This is a genomic window from Pseudomonas sivasensis, assembly GCF_021391435.1.
Lineage (GTDB): Bacteria > Pseudomonadota > Gammaproteobacteria > Pseudomonadales > Pseudomonadaceae > Aquipseudomonas > Aquipseudomonas sivasensis.
Window position 1 is genome coordinate 125574 of record NZ_CP090029.1, and the last position, 18700, is coordinate 144273.

Sequence of the window (18700 nt, forward strand, 5' to 3'; positions counted from 1 at the left end):
AAATATTCATGTACACACCTCGCGCCTTTGCCCTCGACGACTTACCCGAACTGCATCAATTGATCCAGCACACCCGCCTGGCGCAACTGGTGACCTTTGGCGAGCAAGGCCTGCAAGCCAGCCACTTGCCGCTGCTGCTCAACCCCGATGAAGGCCCCAACGGCACGCTTTACGGGCACTTGGCCAAGGCCAATCCGCAGTGGCGCGATTTACAGAATGGCAACGACGCCCTGCTGATTTTTGCCGGCGCCGACGCGTATATCAGCCCGGCGTTTTACCCGGCCAAGGCCGAGCACGGCAAAGTGGTGCCGACCTGGAATTACATCGCCGTGCATGCCTACGGCAAGGCCGAGGTGTTTACCGATGCCGAGCGCCTCTGGCGCTGGTCAGCGCCCTCACCGACCGCCACGAAGGTAACCGTGCGCAACCATGGAAAGTCAGCGACGCCCCCGCTGATTACATCGACGGCATGCTCAAGGCCATCGTCGGCTTTGCATTGCCCATCGAGCGCCTGATCGGCAAACGCAAACTCAGCCAGAACCGCAGCGCGGCGGACATCGCCGGCGTGCGCGACGGCCTCGCCGCCAGCGCGGACGTGCGCGACCAGACCCTCGCACGCTTTATTCCCCAAGGAGTTTCAGAATGAGCCAGATCGACATCCGCCAGGTCACTGCAGCCGACCACGCCGCCTGGTTGCCGCTGTGGCAGGCGTACTTGACGTTCTACAACACCGAACTGCCGGACGCCGTCAGCCAAAGCACCTGGCAGCGCCTGATCGACGCCAGCGAGCCGACCCATTCGGCACTGGCCTGGCAGGACGGCAAGGCGGTGGGCATGGTCAACTTCATCTATCACCGATCTAATTGGAGCATCGAGAACTCGTGCTATTTGCAGGATTTGCTGGTGGACCCTGCCCAACGCGGCACCGGTGTCGGCCGTAAACTGATCGAGTTCGTCTACGCCACTGCCAAGGCCGACGGCTGCTGCAAGGTGCACTGGCTGACCCACGAGACCAACGCCACCGCGATCCAACTCTACGAGCGCATCGCCGAACGCCCTGGCTTCATTCAATTTCGTAAAGGTCTTTAAGGAGCGCAGCATGTCTACTTCCCTCGCCGACTGGAAAGGCGTCCCGGCGCCCACCGCTCAACTGCTCGAAGGGCGCTTTATCCACTTGGAAAAACTCGACCCGGCGCGCCACGCCGATCAACTGTGGCAAGCCCTCGAAGGCCCCGGCGCCGACCCCAAGCTGTGGGATTACTTGCCGTACGGCCCGTTTACCGAGCGCGCCGCGTTCGATGCGTGGCTGAACAACCACGCGGCCAATACCGACCCGTACTTCTTCAGCATCGTCGACCGTGCGACCGGCCAGGTGCAGGGCATCCTCAGCCTGATGTCCATCGTCCCGGCCCAAGGCCGCATAGAAATCGGGCATGTCACCTTCGGCGCGCCGATGCAGCGCTCACCCAAAAGCACCGAAGCGGTGTACCTCTTGGCCAAATACGCGTTCGAGCAGGGCTACCGCCGCCTGGAATGGAAGTGCAACAACGGCAACGCCCGCTCCAAATATGCGGCTGAGCGGTTGGGGTTCAGTTTTGAGGGGGTGTTCCGCCAGCATATGGTGGTCAAGGGGCAGAACCGGGATACGGCGTGGTATTCGATTTTGGATTCGGAATGGCCGACGGTGGGCGCGGGGTTTGAGGCGTGGTTGTCGGAGTCCAACCAAACCGCCTCGGGTCAGGTAAAAAGCCTGGCGCAGTGCCGCCAGGCTTAAGCCTTAGTTCAGCTTCTGGGCCAGCACCGCAATGTGCTCCGGCCCGATCCCGCAGCAACCGCCCAGGTGGCTGGCACCGCGTTTCTGCCAGTCCGCGGCCCAATGCAGGTAGCCCGGCGGATCGAGGTCCTCGCGCAACGGATCCAGGCCATCGTTGGCCGTGGCTTCCTTGGGTTGCGGCGGGAAGGCATTGGCGTAGGCGCCGATCTGGATCGACACGCCCAGACGCTCGAAGGTTTGACGCGCCGCGTCGATGGCCGCGCCAATCACTTCCGGCTGGCTGCAATTGAACAACAACACTTGCACACCCAACTGCGCCGCCACTTCGGCCGCGTCTGCCACCGGCTCGCCGGAGCGCAGGCGCGGGACGTCGTCAGTGTCTTCATCTTTCAAGGTAAACGACAGCCAGAACGGCTTGCCATCCTGAGGCAGGCCGGCATGAATCGCCCGCGCCTCGACGATTGAACTCTGGGTTTCCGCCAGCCACAAGTCGACGTGGGGCGCGAGACCCTGCACCAGTGGGGTGAGCAACTCAGACACGCGCTGTGCTTCAAACAAGTCCGGACGATAGGAGCCAAACAGCGGCGGCAGCGAACCGGCCACCCGCACGTTTTTGCCCGACGCCGTTACCGCACGACGCGCCAATTCGCCGGCCAACGCCGCCAAGGCCTGGCCTTCGGCAGCAAACCGCGCTTCACCGATATGAAACGGCACCACCGCGTAGCTGTTGCTGGTGATCACGTTGGCACCGCTGTCGATATAGGCCGCATGCACAGCCTCCACCGCCTGCGGCGCTTCGCTCAGCGCCAACGCCGACCACTCCGGCTGGCGAAACGGCGCGCCACGGCGTTGCAGTTCACGGCCCATGCCGCCATCGAGAATTACTGTTTCTGCGCCCATATGCTTTTTACTCATAAGCTTATGAAAATAACTCACTATGAGAGTCGTTCTTATAACTATTTAATACGTTCAATTCGCTTCATACCAACTCTTTTTTCTAAAGGTGTCCTTCGTGAAACTTAAACCCCTGCTGGCCCTGGGCCTGATGACACTGGCTGCCTCCACCCAGGCGTTTGGCGGTACGACCCTGGACCGGATCGAACAGAAAAAAGAGCTGGTGGGCGTGCTGATGGAAAGCTATCCGCCGTTCTCGTTTCTCAATGACCAGAACCAGTTGGATGGTTTTGACGTCGATGTGGCCAAGGCCGTGGCGCAAAAATTGGGTGTGAAGCTGCGTTTGGAAACGCCATCGTGGGACGTGATCGCCGCTGGCCGCTGGAGCGGACGCTACGATATTTGCATCTGCTCGATGACCCCGAGCAAAGCCCGCGCCGAAGTGTTCGACTTCCCGGTGGAGTACTACGCTTCGCCGGCCGTGATCGTGGTCAATGCCAAGGACGACCGCATTCACGCCGCCAAGGATTTGAGCGGCAAGAAAGTCGGCCTCACCAGTGCCTCCAGCTATGAAAGCTACCTGAACAAGAACCTGGTGATCGAAGGCGCTGAAGACACACAACTGCAGTACCCGTTCGAAGAGGTGCAGATCGCGCCGTACGACACTGACAACGTCGCCTTCCAGGACCTCGGCCTCGGCGCCGGCGTGCGCCTGGACGCGATCCTTACCAACCTGGTGACCGCACAGCCTCGCCTGACCCAGGACAAACGCTTCAAGCTTGCTGGCGAACCGCTGTACTCGGAGCCCAACTCGGTAGCTATCGAAAAAGGCGACGCCGCGTGGGACAGCAAAGTGCGTGAGGTGTTTGCCCAGCTCAAGCAGGACGGCACCTTGAGCAAGCTGTCGCAAAAATGGATCGGCGCTGATATCAGCCGATGAGTTTTCGCACGCGGCTTTACCTGACCTGGGCGGCGCTGTTCGCCCTGTTTGCGAGCTTCTTCCTGAGCTTTGACCTGAAGTTCTCGATCATTCTCGACAAGCTGCCCAACCTGGTCGGTCTGCACCTGGCGCCCAATGGTTTCCTGCAGGGCGCGGCGTTAACGCTGTTCCTGTGCCTGTGTTCGATTCTGGTGTCGTCGGCGCTGGGCTTCGTCACGGCACTGGGGCGCCTGTCCAGCAGCGCGGTGGCGTTTGGCATCGCCACCTTCTACGCCTCGTTCTTCCGTGGCACGCCGTTGCTGATCCAGATCCTGCTGATCTATCTGGGCATGCCGCAACTGGGCCTGGTGCCCGGCGCGATCACGGCTGGGATCATTGCTCTGTCGCTGAACTATGGCGCGTACCTGAGCGAAATCTTCCGCGCCGGCATCCTTGGCGTGCCCCACGGCCAACGCGAAGCCGCCCTCGCGCTGGGCATGCGCGATAACGCGATCTTCTGGCACGTCACCCTGCCCCAAGCCATGCGCACCATTGTTCCGCCCGCGACTAACCAATTCATCTCGATGCTCAAGGACTCGTCCCTGATCTCGGTGATGGGCGTGTGGGAAGTAATGTTCCTCGCGCAATCCTACGGCCGCTCAAGCTATCGCTACATCGAGATGCTCACCACCGCCGCAATCATCTACTGGGTGATGTCCCTCGCCCTGGAATTGATCCAGGCGCGGATGGAACGTCACTTTGGTAAGGGCTACGTTCGGCGCGGGTGAAGTCAGTAGAGCGCGCGTCGCACCCGCCCCCCCTCTGCAAACCGCGCGCCTTATCGCACAAGACCTGGGAAGTCTCCTGCAATCCAGCGGCACTGCGCCTGACATTTATCCCGCCTGAGCATCGCTAAATTCCCCGCCTCAAATATCAAGAGGTGGGCCTACATGCCGTTCATACACAAACAACTCGCACTGGCGATCATGCTGTCGCTGGGTGTCGCGAGTACTCAAGACGCGCAGGCACGGGGCGATATGGAGCCGGACAGCGAATGGCTTGATTGGATTGTCATGCCCGATAAAAGCCGACAGTTCGAACCGGCCGTCCCAGGGCCAGATGACTTCTACTTCGCGGATCGGGCGACGAGTCGCAACGGCCTGAACGTCGCCCGCGTGCTCGACGCTGCCGTGGATGAACTGTACGCGTCGGACGAAATCAGCGAACAGGCCAAGGACGAGCTGGACGATTACGGCCAGTACCTGTCCAGCCTTGCACCCGGCCAGGTCGGGGCCGCGCTTGAGCAACTGGCCGGCAGCCAAAACGCCAATCTGGGCACCGCCACGCAAAACGCCCTGAAGCAGTTGAACGCCAGCCTGCTCTCGGCAGTACGTCAGTTAGATATGGACACCCGCGAGACAGGCCGAGTTTGGCTGCAGGGCCTGGACAGCGGCGGCAGGCTCGACGCCCAACATGGCAGCGCCGGCTTGAGCCAAAGCACCCAAGGCGTGCTGCTCGGCGCCGACTGGTCAATCGACCACGCGTGGCGAATCGGTGTGGTGGGCGGCAAGTCCGGCAGCGACTTGAGCACCAAGGGTTTCAAGGGTGAAGTGGACAGCTGGCACCTCGGCACCTACGCCGCACGTCAGGACGGGCCGCTCTCGATGCGCCTCGGTGCGCTTTACAGCAGCCATCGCGGGCAGAACAAACGCTCGGTCGATCTAGGCTTGCTCGACTATCGTGAGCAGCTCAGCGGCAAATACAAGGCCCACAGCCAGAACGCTTTTGCCGAGTTGGGCTATCAGTTGGACGCTGCCGGCTGGCGTGCCGAACCCTATGCCGCCGTCGGCTTCCAGCGCTACCAGCGTGATCGTTTCGAGGAAAAAGGCGGCTACGGCGCGCTGAACGTTGGCGCACAAACCCAGCAAAACCTCAGCAATACCTTCGGCGTGCGTGTCTCCCAAGACTTCGCGCTGGGCAACCGCATGACCCTCAAACCGCACCTGAGCAGCAGTTGGAAACACCTGTATGGCAATGTCGACAGCCGCGTGCGCCAGTCCTTCGTCCATGAAAAACGCGAGGACTTCAACAGTGAGTTCACCATCGGCGGCACGTCTCTTGACCGCAACAGCCTCGCGCTGCGCACCGGCCTGGACCTGACGCTGTCGGCCGAACACAGCGTCGGCCTGGCCTACAACGCGGAATTTGGCAGCAACAGCCGCAACCAGGGTCTGACGGGCCAGTGGGCGATGGCGTTTTAAAGGCGAAAAAAAAGGGGGCACATGCCCCCCGAGGATTAAACGTTAGTGTCGAAGGCTGTATCAGCCTTCGACTTCAATCAAGATTTCGCCAGGGTTCACCCGGTCGCCCTTGGCCACATGAACAGCGGTTACCTTGCCGGCAATCGGTGCCTGCACTTCGGTTTCCATTTTCATGGCTTCGGTAATCAACACCGCCTGACCGGCCTTGACCACGTCGCCTTCCTTGACCAGCACGTCAACGATATTGCCCGGCATTGCGGTGCTGACATGGCCCGGCTCGCTGGCCTGCTTGCGCTTGCTGCTGCCGCCGCCGACAAATTCGTTGAGCGGCTCGAACACCACTTCTTCCGGCATGCCGTCGATGGACAGGTAGAAATGACGCTTACCTTCGGCTTTTACGCCGACACCGGTGATGTCCACGCGGTAGCTTTCGCCGTGTACGTCGATGACGAACTCGGTCGGCACACCTTCGCCACCTGCACGGGCTACGCCGCCGGCTTCAGGGATGGGTAACAACACTTCCGGGGCCAAGGTGCCGGCGTCGCGTTCTTCGAGGAACTTGCGGCCGATGTCCGGGAACATGGCATAGGTCAGCACGTCTTCTTCGGATTTGGCCAATGCGCCGATTTCTCCGCGCAGCTTGGTCATCTCTGGCTTAAGCAGGTCGGCTGGGCGCACGTCGATCACTTCTTCGCTGCCGATGGCCTGGCGACGCAACTGCTCGTTCACAGTGCCCGGCGCTTTGCCGTAGCCGCCTTGCAGGTAAAGCTTCACCTCATTGGTGATGGTCTTGTAGCGCTCACCGGCCAGCACGTTGAAGAACGCTTGAGTGCCGACGATCTGCGACGTTGGCGTGACCAGCGGCGGGAAGCCGAGGTCTTCACGCACACGCGGGATTTCGGCCAGTACTTCGCTCATGCGGTTGAGGGCGCCCTGCTCTTTCAACTGGTTGGCCAGGTTGGAAATCATCCCGCCCGGTACCTGGTTGACTTGCACACGGGTGTCGACGGCGGTGAATTCGCTTTCGAACTGGTGGTACTTCTTGCGCACGGCGTAGAAGTACAGACCGATCTCTTGCAGCAGTTCCAAGTCGAGGCCGGTATCGAATTCGCTGCCTTTAAGGGCGGCGACCATCGACTCGGTACCCGGGTGGCTGGTGCCCCAGGCGAAGCTGGAGATGGCCGTGTCGATATGGTCGGCACCGTTTTCGATGGCCTTGAGTTGGCACATCGCGGCCAAGCCGGCGGTGTCATGGGAGTGGATGAAGATCGGCAGGTTCTGCTCGGCCTTCAGCGCCTTGACCAGCTCGCCGGTGGCGTATGGGGTCAGCAGGCCGGCCATGTCCTTGATCGCGATCGAATCGCAACCCATGGATTCCAGTTGCTTGGCCTGCGCCACGAACGCGTCGATGGTGTGCACCGGGCTCGTGGTGTAAGCGATGGTGCCTTGGGCATGTTTGCCGGCGGCTTTTACGGCTTCGATGGCCACGCGCAGGTTACGCACATCGTTCATCGCATCGAAGATACGGAACACATCGATGCCATTCACTGCTGCCTTGGCGACGAAGGCTTTCACCACATCGTCGCTGTAATGGCGGTAGCCCAGCAGGTTCTGACCACGCAGCAACATTTGCAGGCGGGTGTTAGGCAACGCGGCGCGCAGTTTGCGCAGGCGCTCCCACGGGTCTTCTTTCAGAAAGCGTACGCAGGCGTCGAAGGTCGCGCCGCCCCAGACTTCCAGGGACCAGTAGCCGACTTTGTCGAGCTTGTCGCAGATCGGCAGCATGTCGTCGGTGCGCATGCGGGTGGCCAGCAACGATTGGTGGGCGTCGCGCAGGATGGTGTCGGTTACGAAGATTTTCTTGGTCATTGTTGTATTCCTCACAGGCCTGCGTGGGCGGCGATGGCGGCGGCGATGGCCAGGGCCAGCTCTTCGGGTTTGCGCTTGATCGAGTAGTTGGTCAGCTCAGGGTGGCTTTCCACAAAACTGGTGTTGAACTGGCCGCTACGGAATTCCGGGTTACGCAGGATTTCCTGGTAGTAGGCGGCAGTGGTCTTCACGCCTTGCAGGCGCATGTCGTCCAGGGCACGCAGGCCGCGGTCCATGGCTTCTTCCCAGGTCAACGCCCACACCACCAGTTTGAGGCACATGGAGTCGTAGAACGGTGGGATGGTGTAGCCGGTATAGATAGCCGTGTCAGTGCGCACGCCGGGACCGCCGGGCGCGTAATAACGGGTGATCTTGCCGAAGCTTGGGAGGAAGTTGTTTTTCGGGTCTTCCGCGTTGATGCGGAACTGCAACGCGAAGCCACGGTGCTGGATGTCTTCCTGTTTCACCGATAGAGGCAGGCCCGAGGCGATGCGGATCTGCTCACGAACGATGTCGATCCCGGTGATTTCTTCGGTGATGGTGTGTTCCACCTGAACCCTGGTGTTCATTTCCATGAAGTACACCTCGCCCTCGGCGAGCAGGAACTCCACGGTACCGGCGTTCTCGTAGCCCACGGCCTTGGCCGCGCGCACCGACAGGTCGCCGATGTAGGCGCGCTGTTCAGGGGTCAGCTGTGGGCTTGGGGCGATCTCGATCAGCTTCTGGTTGCGACGCTGGATCGAGCAATCGCGCTCGAACAGGTGCACCACGTTGCCGAAGCTGTCACCGAGGATCTGCGCCTCAATGTGCTTGGGATTGACGATGCATTTTTCCAGGAACACTTCCGCCGAACCAAAGGCCTTGGTGGCTTCGGAGATGACGCGGGGGAAGGCTTGTTCAAGTTCTTCGCGACTGTTGCAACGACGAATCCCGCGACCGCCACCACCCGAGGTGGCCTTGAGCATCACCGGGTAACCAATGCGGTCGCCTTCGGTGAGGGCTTCGGCGATGTCGGCGACGTTGCCTTCGGTGCCTGGCGTGACCGGCACGCCGGCTTTGATCATGCTGCGGCGCGCTTCGGTCTTGTCGCCCATGCGGCGGATCACTTCAGCGGACGGGCCGATGAACTTGATCCCACGCTCAGCACAGATGTCTGCCAACTCGGCATTTTCCGACAGGAAGCCATAGCCAGGATGCAGCGCATCACAACCGGTTTCCACGGCCAGGTTCACCAGCTTGCGCGGGTTCAGATAACCGGCCAAAGGCTCGGCACCAATGCTGTGAGCTTCGTCGGCACGTTTAACGTGCAACGCGTGGCGGTCGGCGTCGGAATAGACCGCGACCGAGCGAATGCCCATCTCGGCGCAAGCACGCACGATTCGTACGGCAATTTCACCACGGTTGGCGATCAGGATCTTTTTTATCACTTGGAAATTCCCTTGAGCCGATTGCTGCATTCTTCGACCCCTGGAGCTGGGTCGGCGCGTGACTAAATGTTTCATGACAGTCGCGAGACACACACTAAGCCCCAGCAGGGATTAACAAAAATCAATAATTATTGGGTTGTGTATAAGTAAAGACTTATAGTAACCGCATTACGGCCGGGATGGGTATTTGAATTATGCGTAAGTCATTGATGCGTATGACATTGCGTCAATTGCAGATTTTCAATGAAGTGTGCGATTTACGCTCTTACAGCCGTGCAGCCGAGGAAATGTCTCTGACACAACCGGCCGTCAGCCTGCAAATTCGTCAGCTGGAGGAGCTGATCGGCCAGCCGCTGTTCGATTATGTGGGTAAAAAACTCTACATGACCGAGGCCGCCGAGGCGCTGCAACGGGCCAGTCGTGACATCTTCGGGCGCCTGGAAAACCTCGATATGCAGCTGTCGGACATGCAAGGTTCATTGCAAGGTCAGCTAAAGCTCGCGATTGAATCCAGTGCCAAGTATTTCGTGCCGCACCTGTTTGCCGCGTTCAAGCGCCAGCATCCGGAAGTACAACTGCACCTGACAGTGGTCAACCGCGCCCAGGTGATCCGGCGTCTTTCCGACAACCGCGACGACCTCGTGATTATGTCCATGGTGCCCCAAGACATGGGGTTGGAATTCCTGCCGTTTCTCAACAATCCGATTGTTGCCGTCGCTCCACCCGATCATCCATTGAGTCTGCAGGGGCCACTGCGTCTGCAAGACCTGGAGCCTTACACACTATTGGTGCGCGAACCGGGCTCCGGCACGCGACTGGCCTGCGAGGAGTATTTCAAGGAGAAGCGCGTGCACTTCACCCATACGGTGGAAGTGGCTTCGGCCGAGGCGCAGCGTGAATGCGTGTGCGCAGGCTTGGGCGTGGCTTTGCTGACGCGCCATGCGGTGAATATGGAACTGGCCACCGGCGGGCTCAAGGAGCTGCCGGTGGAAGAGCTGCCGCTGTACCGCAGTTGGTGCCTGGTGCAAGCCAAGGCCAAGCGCCTGTCACCGGTGGCCCATGCGTTCCTGGGCTTTATTCGCAGCGAGCGTGTGCAAATCAGCGCGCTGGCTGAACGCTTCGCTGGGCAGCCGCGGGTGCCTGCCAGTGGAGTTCTGGGTAGTCACTGATGCTCTGGAGCAGTTGGCGCTCCTGGCAACGGTCTTCAATTGCGCGACGGAACGCCATGCGACGCTGGTCTTCCTGCTGACGACGGGTCTTTACGGTGCTGTTGCTGTCTTCGTAGGGACGGGCCATTTGGTGTCTCCCAAAGCGAGTACGGGGAGTACAGGATGGGTCGTAGCGATGACGGTTTAACGGCGCGGGGGTTACAGGACGATGAATCTTCCGAATAGGTAAACAATCCAAATGTGGGAGGGGGCTTGCTCCCGATTACAGTACATCAGCCGGTTTCTCTTTGACTGACCCACTACTATCGGGAGCAAGCCCCCCCCACATTTTGAGCGTGTATGGCCCTGGATCAGTCGTCGAGGGCTTTGACGGACTTGGGCGACAACCGCAGGCTACGCAAACTGCGCTTCACACTCTTGAGGTGGTTGACCAGGCTCGGTCCGCGCGCCATGGCCACGCCCATCGCCAACACATCGATTACCACCAGATGGGCGATGCGTGACGTCAGAGGCGTGTAGATCTCGGTGTCTTCATGCACGTCGATCGCCAGGTTGACTGTGGACAGTTCGGCCAACGGCGTCTGGCTCGGGCACAGAGTAATCAACGACGCGCCGCTTTCACGCACCAGATTGGCGGTGATCAGCAGGTCCTTGGAGCGGCCCGACTGGGAAATACAGATCGCCACATCCGTCGGCTTCAAAGTCACCGCCGACATCGCCTGCATATGCGGGTCGCTGTAAGCCGCTGCTGTCAGCAGCAGGCGGAAGAATTTGTGCTGGGCATCTGCCGCCACCGCGCCGGACGCACCGAAGCCGTAGAACTCCACACGCTGGGCCTGGGACATGGCAGTCACGGCTTTTTGCAGCTCCACCGGGTCGAGTTTCTCGCGCACTTCCATGAGGGTGTGCAAGGTGGTGTCAAAGATCTTGAGGCTGTAATCGGCGACGGAGTCGTCTTCATGGATTGCAAACTGACCAAAACTGGCACCGGCGGCCAGGCTTTGGGCCAATTTGAGTTTCAGGTCCTGGAACCCGGAGCAACCGATGGCGCGGCAGAAGCGCACGATGGTGGGCTCGCTGATGCCAACGCTGTGGGCCAAGTCGGCCATGGAACTGTGCATCACAGCCGCAGGGTCAAGCAGCACGTGATCGGCAACCTTGAGTTCCGATTTGCGTAACAGGTGGCGCGACTGGGCGATATGTTGCAACAGGTTCAAAGGACGGACTCTTGTTATTGGCAGGGCCAGGGGATGTAGCAAGCTTGTAGTTATACTACAAGAATTGTCGTTTTGCCCGTCCGACGCATCACTTAATTGCCCTGCCACCCTCATATTCAAAGGCCAGGAGCTTTGTAGCCACTCCGGCGCCCTTGGCGTCGCTAAGGATAATCTGCATTTTTCCGTAACAATTCTGCCAACCCGTCAGCCTGCATCGGCCGGCTGATCAAATACCCCTGCACTTCGTCGCAACGCTCCGCCCGCAGGAAATCCAGCTGCTGCTGATCTTCCACGCCTTCGGCCACGACCTTGAGCGCCAAGCCGTGGGCCATGGCGATAATCGCTCGGGTGATGGCCGCATCCTCGCGCCCCTGTCCAAGCCCACGGATAAAGGTCTGGTCGATTTTCACGTAGTCCACAGGGATGCGCTTGAGGTAGCTGAGGGACGAGTAACCCGTGCCAAAGTCATCGATGGCAAGCTTCACCCCCAGGTCACGCAGTTGCTGGAAAGTGGCGATGATGTGTTCAACGCTGTCGAGCAGTTGGCTCTCAGTCAGTTCCAGCTCCAGGTATTGCGGGTCCAGGCCGGTTTCTTCCAATACTTGGCGCACCAGGCTGACCAGCTTGCCCTGGCGCAATTGGTGAACCGAGAGATTCACCGACACCCGAATCGAAGCCAACCCCTGGCGCTGCCATTCACAGGCTTGCCAGCAAGCCTCGCGCAACACGAATTCGCCCAGCGGCACGATAAGGCCCGTTTCTTCGGCCAGGCCGATAAAGTCGCAGGGCGGCACCATGCCCCATTGTGGATGCTCCCAACGCACCAACGCTTCAGCAGCATTGAGCCTACCGGTGGCCAGGCACAGTTTCGGCTGGTAGAACACCGAAAGCTGGCGCTCCTCGATGGCTTTACGCAGATGGTTTTCCAACTGCAGGCGCTCAAGGGTGCTGCCTTGCAGGCTGTCGGTGTAGAACTGGAAGTTGTTGCCGCCCAGGTGCTTGGCGTGTTGCATGGCCATATTCGATTGGTTGACCAGCTCGGAAATTTCACGCGCATTGTCCGGCAGCAAACTCACGCCCATCGAAGCGCTAACCACCAGCTCATGCCCCTCCACCGTCACCGGCACTCGCAGCTTGGCCAGCAGCCGCGTGGCCACCCGCGCCAGGCTCGACAGGCTACCGTAGGCGTCAAACAAGACAGCGAACTCATCGCCGGACAGGCGTGCAATGGTGTCGGCTTCGGGCAAGGCGTTGATCAACCGGCGGGCCATCTTTTGCAGCAACTGATCGGCCACCTCATGGCCCAAACTGTCATTGAGCAGCTTGAAGCGGTCCAGGTTGATATGCAGCAACGCCAGACTGCGCCCGCCCTGGCGCACGCGCTGGTGGGCTTCGCGCAGCCGTTCGCGGAACAGCGAGCGGTTGGCCAGTCCGGTCAATTCATCGTAGTGAGTGAGGTAGCGCATGCGCTCCTCGGACTCGCGCCGCGCCGACAGATCAGCGAAGAAGCCCACGATGTGACTGACTTTTCCACGAACATCACGCACAACATTCAATTGCAGCCACTGCGGGTAAAGCTCGCCGTTCTTGCGTGTTTCCACCAGTTCGCCCTGCCAGGTGCCGTGACTGAGCAAAGCTTGGCGGATCACCGGGAAGTGACGGCGGGCATCGCGGCTGCTGGGTAGCTCCACCACGTTGCGACCAAGCATGTCATCGATGTCAAAGCCGGTGACGCGACTGAAGGCCTGGTTGACTGCGATCAGCGCGTAATCCGGGTCGAGGATCACGATGCCTTCGCTGGCGGCTTCGAACACCGTCGAGGCCAGCCGCTGTTGTTCTTCGAGCGCCTTGCCGGCACTGATGTCGCGCCGCGTACCGAGCATTCGAATTACTCGCCCGCTCGCAGCGCGCTCCACCGCGCGGCCACGGTCTTCGATCCATACCCAGTGACCATCGCCATGGCGCACGCGGTATTCCACCTGGTAATCCTCGGTGCGCCCCTTGAGGTGCTCCACCAACGCGCGTTTGAGCAACGGTAAGTCATCCGGGTGCAAGCGCGGTTTGAGGTGGCCGAGCATGGCCGTGACGTACTCCGGCTCCAGGCCGAACAGCTCTTTGAGCTGGGTGTGATGGACTTCGTCGGTTTGCAGGTTCCAGTCCCACAAGCCCAGTTCGCTGGCTTGCAACGCCATGGCCAGACGCGCTTCACTTTTATTCAGGGCCAGGCTGGCGACGTCCAACTCCTGACTACGTTGCGCCACACGGTCCTGCAGGCCGATCTGGGCTTCGCGCAGCTCTTGTTCGACCTGACGGCGCTGCTCGACTTCACGCACCAAATCCTGATTCAACTGTTCGCTGCGCTGCTGCGCCTGCTGGAGATGCTCGATCAGCGCCTGGTTCTGGAAACGCCGCAGGAGTTCACGCTGGATCAGGCGGTTGACCTGCCAGGCCACCAGGTTCAGCGACACCAGCAGGATCAGGCCGAGCACACCCCAACCTTGTTGCTGCGGGCTACCATCCCATAACAGGTAGACAATAGACGGCACCAGGCACGGCACAGCGAAGGATAGAAACGCCGGCAGGCTCACGGCGTAGGCCACGCTGGCCGATAATGTCGCCGCGCCGATCAGGCCGAACACCCAGGCTTGCTGCATGAAGCTGTTGACCGGCGCCAGGGCGATGGCCGCAGTGGCCAGCGTCAGGCCACTGACCGCCGAACCGAGCATGAACATGCGCCGCCACACCGGCTGCGCCTGTCGGCTTGGCATCGCCGAATCAAACGCCGCCACCTGGATCACGCGCATGGCCACCAGGGCGAGGAGCCACACCAGCCAGATGCTGTCGAGCAGGTATTGTTTGGGGTTCCACAGCAGCCAGGCGCATACCAGGCCGTTCACCAACATTAATAGGGTCGGCAGCAGCGAACCTTGATACAACAGGCGAGTGCGCTCGACCGCCATCTCAGTGGCGTAGTGTTTATGGATAACCTGCGCAGGCGCCATCGAGGGGCCAGGCAGGTCGGTGCTGAGGGTCATAGGCAGTGTTCTTATAATGGTGAGCCCGAAACGTGGACGGAGCATACACAAGCAAACGCTTGGGCCAAACTGCTCCACGTCATAAAAACTGCGTGGTCACACGCCGCAAAGCTCGGTGCCAGACGGCTTCAGCGAGACCCGGCGCGGGCTGTGGGCATTGACCGACCGGTCATCACCCTGAGCAGAATATTGAGCCGGCCCGGATCACGTTGAATATTTTCCATCGACCACCCGGCATTGGGATTTGCCCGACTCCCCCCAGCACCCTAGAATGCGCCGATGCGCGATGATCTCTCTCTTTTGCTGAACTCCCTCAACGATGCCCAACGCCAGGCCGTAGCGGCCCCCGTTGGCCGTCAGTTGGTCCTGGCCGGTGCTGGCTCCGGTAAAACCCGAGTGCTGGTGCACCGTATCGCCTGGTTGATCCAGGTCGAAAACGCGTCTCCGCACTCAATCCTGTCGGTGACGTTCACCAACAAGGCCGCTGCCGAGATGCGCCATCGCATCGAACAGTTGATGGGCATCAGCCCGGCCGGCATGTGGGTCGGCACCTTCCACGGCCTTGCGCACCGCCTGTTGCGGGCCCATTGGCAGGAAGCTGGCCTCGCCCAGACCTTCCAGATCCTTGACAGCGACGACCAGCAACGCCTGGTCAAGCGCGTGATCCGCGAACTCGGCCTCGACGAACAGCGTTGGCCCGTGCGCCAGGCGCAGTGGTTTATCAACGGCCAGAAAGACGAAGGCCTGCGCCCGCAACATATTCAAGCCAGCGGCGATCTTTTCCTGGCCACCATGCGCAGCATTTATGAAGCCTATGAGGCTGCTTGCGCACGTGCCGGCGTGATCGACTTCTCCGAACTGCTGCTGCGCGCCCTCGACCTGTGGCGCGACAACCCCGGCTTGCTGGCCCATTACCAGAAACGCTTCCGCCACATTCTGGTGGATGAGTTCCAGGACACCAACGCCGTGCAGTACGCCTGGTTGCGCCTGCTGGCCAAGGGCGGCGACAGCCTGATGGTAGTGGGTGACGACGACCAGTCCATCTACGGCTGGCGTGGCGCGAAAATCGAGAACATCTACCAGTATTCCGAAGACTTCCCGGACGCGGTCACTATCCGTCTGGAGCAGAACTACCGTTCTACCGCTGGCATCCTCAAGGCCGCCAACGCCTTGATCGCCAACAATACCGGACGCCTGGGCAAAGAGCTGTGGACCGACGGCGGCGAAGGCGAAGCGATCAATCTGTACGCAGCCTTCAACGAGCACGATGAAGCGCGCTATGTGGTGGAAACCATTGAAAGCGCCCTGAAAACCGGCCTGGCACGTAGCGATATCGCGATTCTGTACCGCTCCAACGCCCAATCGCGGGTATTGGAAGAAGCCTTGCTGCGCGAACGCATCCCGTACCGCATCTATGGCGGCCAGCGCTTCTTCGAGCGTGCGGAAATCAAGAACGCCATGGCCTACCTGCGCTTGCTGGAAGGTCGCGGCAATGATGCTGCGCTGGAGCGGGTGATCAATATCCCGGCCCGTGGTATCGGCGAAAAAACCGTCGAAGCAATCCGCGACCACGCGCGCCACGCCGACGTGTCGATGTGGGAAGCCATGCGCTTGCTGATCGCCAACAAAGGCCTGACCGGGCGGGCAGCGGGTGCGCTGGGCGTGTTTGTAGAGCTGATCGAGAATCTGGCCGCCAAGTGCCTGGAAATGCCCCTGCACTTGATGACCCAGACCGTGATCGAGCAGTCCGGACTGATCGCCTATCACGAAGCGGAAAAAGGCGAAAAAGGCCAGGCCCGAGTAGAAAACCTTGAGGAACTGGTCAGCGCCGCCCGCGCGTTCGAAAACACCGAGGAAGACGAAGAGCTGACCCCACTCGCCGCATTCCTCGGGCACGCCTCGCTGGAAGCCGGTGATACCCAGGCCGATGAGCATGAAGACAGCATCCAGCTGATGACCTTGCACAGCGCCAAGGGCCTGGAATTCCCGTACGTGTTCCTGGTGGGCATGGAAGAAGGCCTGTTCCCCCACAAGATGAGCCTGGAAGAGCCCGGCCGTCTTGAAGAAGAACGTCGCCTGGCCTACGTGGGTATCACTCGGGCGATGCAGAACCTGGTCATGACCTACGCCGAGACCCGACGCCTGTACGGCAGCGAGACCTACAACAAGGTGTCGCGCTTCGTACGTGAAGTACCGAAGGGCCTGATTCAGGAAGTTCGCCTTTCCAACAGCGTCAGCCGCCCGTTCGGCGGCGGCCAACAGCAGAACTCCAGCAGTATGTTTGCCGGTTCCGAGATTCCGGAAACTCCGTTCAGCTTGGGCCAGCAGGTCAGGCATGCGGTCTTCGGTGAGGGCGTGATCCTCAATTTCGAAGGCGCTGGCGCCCAGGCACGAGTGCAGGTGAACTTCGCCGAAGGTAGCAAATGGCTGATGATGGGTTACGCGAAGCTCGAAGCAGTCTGAAACATTTGCCTACATGAAGCTTATTGGCCCGCCCTTGTATTCAACGAGCGCGGGCCAATATCAGTAATCAGTCCTACAGATCCTTCGGAATCGGTCTTACGCAAAAGCCCGAAACATTATGCCGCTAGCCACTGCCACTACACCTGTGCAACATGGCGCGCGTGCAATCCACAAATGGGAATTCCCTTTATGAAACGTTTTCTTAGCATCGCCATGGCGTTGTGCATCGGCCTGACGATGAGCCTCGACGCCAACGCCAAACGCTTCGGTGGCGGCAAAAGCTCGGGTGCGGCACCGACTCACCAGACCAGCCAAATGGCTCCATCCGCCGGTGCAGGCGGTGCTGCCGCTTCCGCAGGCGCAGCCGGTGCTGCTGGCGCCGCAGCCAAGGCTGGCGGTGCTTCACGCTGGCTTGGCCCTCTGGCCGGTATCGCGGCCGGTGGCCTGCTCGCCTCCATGTTCATGGGCGGCGGCTTCGAGGGCATGCAGATCTTCGACATCCTGATCATGGCCGTCATCGCCTTCCTGGTCTTCCGCTTTATCGCCGCCCGTCGCCGCAAGCAGCAGGAGCACCTGGCTCCAGCCGGCGCGCCAATGCAGCGTGAAGTGTTCGAGCAGAAACCAGCCATGGGCTCGATCTTTGGTGGTTCGGCAGCGCCTGCTGCGGCCCGTCCGGTGATCAACGCACCGGCCTGGTTCAATGAAGAGCGCTTCGTCGAAGCGGCCCGCAGCCACTTCCAGTCCCTGCAGCAACACTGGGACGCCAACGAAATGGACAAGATCGCCGAGTTCGTGACCCCGCAACTGCTGGAGTTCCTCAAACGCGAACGTGCCGAGATCGGCGACGCGTTCCAGTCGACCTACATTGACGACCTGCGCGTTCAGTTGGACGGTGTGGATGATCGCGCCGACAAGACCATCGCTACCCTGACCTTCAGCGGTGTGTCGAAGACCTCGCGTTTCGACCAGGGCGAAGTGTTCAGCGAAAGCTGGAACATGGAACGCCCTCAAGGCGAGAACCAGCCATGGCTGGTCGCCGGTATTCGCCAAAACGGCTGATACCCACGCGCTTGAGCACGCCGTAACGAAAAACCCCGGACATGTCTCATGTCCGGGGTTTTCTATTTCACGGTTGCACTTATAGCGAGCTACTGTATAAAACGCCCCTATAAACCGCGCCATCTAGCAAGAGGATCCCGGCCGTGGAAGAAATCATCGAACAATTGCGTGAAGCCAACGAACCGGTCCCGGTTCCTCTGGAACTGCCTGACGAAGATCAACTGGTGGAAATCGAAGAACAACTGTTCATCGACATCCCGTTTGTCTTCCGTGAATTCCTGCTGACCGTCAGCGATGTGGTGTACGGCAGCCTGGAACCGGTGACCGTCACCGACCCGCAATCCCACACGTACCTGCCGGATGTGGCAGCCAACGCCTGGGATGCCGGCGTTGACCGCAGCATGATCCCGATCTGCCAGGACGGCGACGACTACTACTGCGTTGAAGAAGACGGCACCGTGGTGTTGTGGTCCGGCGAAGAAGAACTCGTCACCGAAGAAACGTGGGAATCGGTGTGGCACTGGGCGCGGGATGTTTGGCTGGAAAGCTGAGTCCTGTCACCCGTGGCGGACCGGTTTTTGTGGCGAGCAAGCTCGCTCGCCACAAGCGAATG

The 18700-nt window shown here is 60.4% G+C and carries 15 protein-coding genes and 1 pseudogene; 10 read left to right on the forward strand and 6 right to left on the reverse strand.

What is annotated here, in order from left to right:
* Positions 1 to 8 precede the first annotated feature (8 nt).
* From LRO94_RS00535 to LRO94_RS00545, 3 genes and pseudogenes are all read left to right on the forward strand, one after another.
* Positions 9 to 646: pseudogene (locus LRO94_RS00535) on the forward strand (FMN-binding negative transcriptional regulator).
* Positions 643 to 1089: a GNAT family N-acetyltransferase gene (locus LRO94_RS00540; RefSeq protein WP_032884475.1), complete on the forward strand. Its 447-nt coding sequence runs from the start codon at positions 643 to 645 to the stop codon at positions 1087 to 1089. The pseudogene LRO94_RS00535 and the gene LRO94_RS00540 overlap by 4 nt, the downstream one beginning before the upstream one ends.
* Before the next feature lie 10 nt (positions 1090 to 1099).
* Positions 1100 to 1774 carry a GNAT family N-acetyltransferase gene (locus tag LRO94_RS00545; protein ID WP_032884476.1) on the forward strand — a complete coding sequence of 225 codons (675 nt, stop codon included), beginning with the start codon at positions 1100 to 1102 and terminating at the stop codon, positions 1772 to 1774.
* Positions 1775 to 1777: 3 nt separating this feature from the next.
* Here LRO94_RS00545 and LRO94_RS00550 read toward each other — a convergent pair whose 3' ends face one another.
* On the reverse strand, positions 1778 to 2674 hold the full coding sequence (locus LRO94_RS00550) for a homocysteine S-methyltransferase family protein (RefSeq protein ID WP_095185240.1): 897 nt from the start codon (positions 2672 to 2674) through the stop codon (positions 1778 to 1780).
* Positions 2675 to 2786: 112 nt separating this feature from the next.
* Here LRO94_RS00550 and LRO94_RS00555 point away from each other — a divergent pair, with 112 nt between their 5' ends.
* The 3 genes from LRO94_RS00555 to LRO94_RS00565 all read left to right on the forward strand — a co-directional run bounded on the left by LRO94_RS00555 (position 2787) and on the right by LRO94_RS00565 (position 5848).
* Complete coding sequence (locus LRO94_RS00555) at positions 2787 to 3608, forward strand: ABC transporter substrate-binding protein (RefSeq protein ID WP_032884478.1); 822 nt, start codon at positions 2787 to 2789, stop codon at positions 3606 to 3608.
* Positions 3605 to 4375, forward strand: a complete 771-nt coding sequence (locus LRO94_RS00560) for an amino acid ABC transporter permease (protein WP_032884479.1) — start codon at positions 3605 to 3607, stop codon at positions 4373 to 4375. Before LRO94_RS00555 ends, LRO94_RS00560 begins: the two co-directional genes overlap by 4 nt.
* A 162-nt stretch (positions 4376 to 4537) precedes the next feature.
* The gene (locus tag LRO94_RS00565) at positions 4538 to 5848 is read left to right on the forward strand and encodes an autotransporter outer membrane beta-barrel domain-containing protein (RefSeq protein WP_179179735.1); all 1311 of its coding nucleotides are present in this window, start codon (positions 4538 to 4540) and stop codon (positions 5846 to 5848) included.
* A 60-nt stretch (positions 5849 to 5908) separates the two neighbouring features.
* On the opposite strand, the gene oadA is transcribed toward LRO94_RS00565, so the two are convergent.
* Together oadA and LRO94_RS00575 are read right to left on the reverse strand one after the other, a co-directional pair.
* Entirely contained in the window at positions 5909 to 7717 is a 1809-nt protein-coding gene (oadA, locus tag LRO94_RS00570) for a sodium-extruding oxaloacetate decarboxylase subunit alpha (RefSeq protein ID WP_122763995.1), read from the reverse strand.
* An 11-nt stretch (positions 7718 to 7728) separates the two neighbouring features.
* Entirely contained in the window at positions 7729 to 9144 is a 1416-nt protein-coding gene (locus LRO94_RS00575) for an acetyl-CoA carboxylase biotin carboxylase subunit (protein ID WP_003213442.1), read from the reverse strand.
* 194 nt (positions 9145 to 9338) lie between these two features.
* Here LRO94_RS00575 and LRO94_RS00580 point away from each other — a divergent pair, with 194 nt between their 5' ends.
* A complete protein-coding gene (locus tag LRO94_RS00580) occupies positions 9339 to 10313 on the forward strand; it encodes a LysR family transcriptional regulator (protein ID WP_179179734.1) in 975 nt (324 codons plus the stop codon).
* On the opposite strand, the gene LRO94_RS00585 is transcribed toward LRO94_RS00580, so the two are convergent.
* The 3 genes from LRO94_RS00585 to LRO94_RS00595 all read right to left on the reverse strand — a co-directional run bounded on the left by LRO94_RS00585 (position 10243) and on the right by LRO94_RS00595 (position 14565).
* Positions 10243 to 10440, reverse strand: coding sequence for a PA3496 family putative envelope integrity protein (locus LRO94_RS00585; RefSeq protein ID WP_081797576.1), 198 nt, complete (start codon positions 10438 to 10440; stop codon positions 10243 to 10245). The two genes, LRO94_RS00580 and LRO94_RS00585, sit on opposite strands and share 71 nt — an antisense overlap.
* 223 nt (positions 10441 to 10663) lie before the next feature.
* The gene (gene hexR / locus LRO94_RS00590; RefSeq protein ID WP_003177007.1) at positions 10664 to 11530 is read right to left on the reverse strand and encodes a transcriptional regulator HexR; all 867 of its coding nucleotides are present in this window, start codon (positions 11528 to 11530) and stop codon (positions 10664 to 10666) included.
* 161 nt (positions 11531 to 11691) lie between these two features.
* Complete coding sequence (locus LRO94_RS00595; RefSeq protein ID WP_032884483.1) at positions 11692 to 14565, reverse strand: EAL domain-containing protein; 2874 nt, start codon at positions 14563 to 14565, stop codon at positions 11692 to 11694.
* A gap of 279 nt (positions 14566 to 14844) precedes the next feature.
* Between LRO94_RS00595 and uvrD the strand changes: the two genes are divergently transcribed.
* The 3 genes from uvrD (at position 14845) to LRO94_RS00610 (ending at position 18638) form a co-directional block, all read left to right on the forward strand.
* On the forward strand, positions 14845 to 17028 hold the full coding sequence (gene uvrD / locus LRO94_RS00600; RefSeq protein WP_095185244.1) for a DNA helicase II: 2184 nt from the start codon (positions 14845 to 14847) through the stop codon (positions 17026 to 17028).
* Positions 17029 to 17217: 189 nt separating this feature from the next.
* Entirely contained in the window at positions 17218 to 18087 is an 870-nt protein-coding gene (locus LRO94_RS00605; protein ID WP_032884485.1) for a Tim44 domain-containing protein, read from the forward strand.
* A gap of 143 nt (positions 18088 to 18230) precedes the next feature.
* On the forward strand, positions 18231 to 18638 hold the full coding sequence (locus LRO94_RS00610; protein ID WP_017739032.1) for an SMI1/KNR4 family protein: 408 nt from the start codon (positions 18231 to 18233) through the stop codon (positions 18636 to 18638).
* The last annotated feature ends 62 nt before the right edge of the window (positions 18639 to 18700 follow it).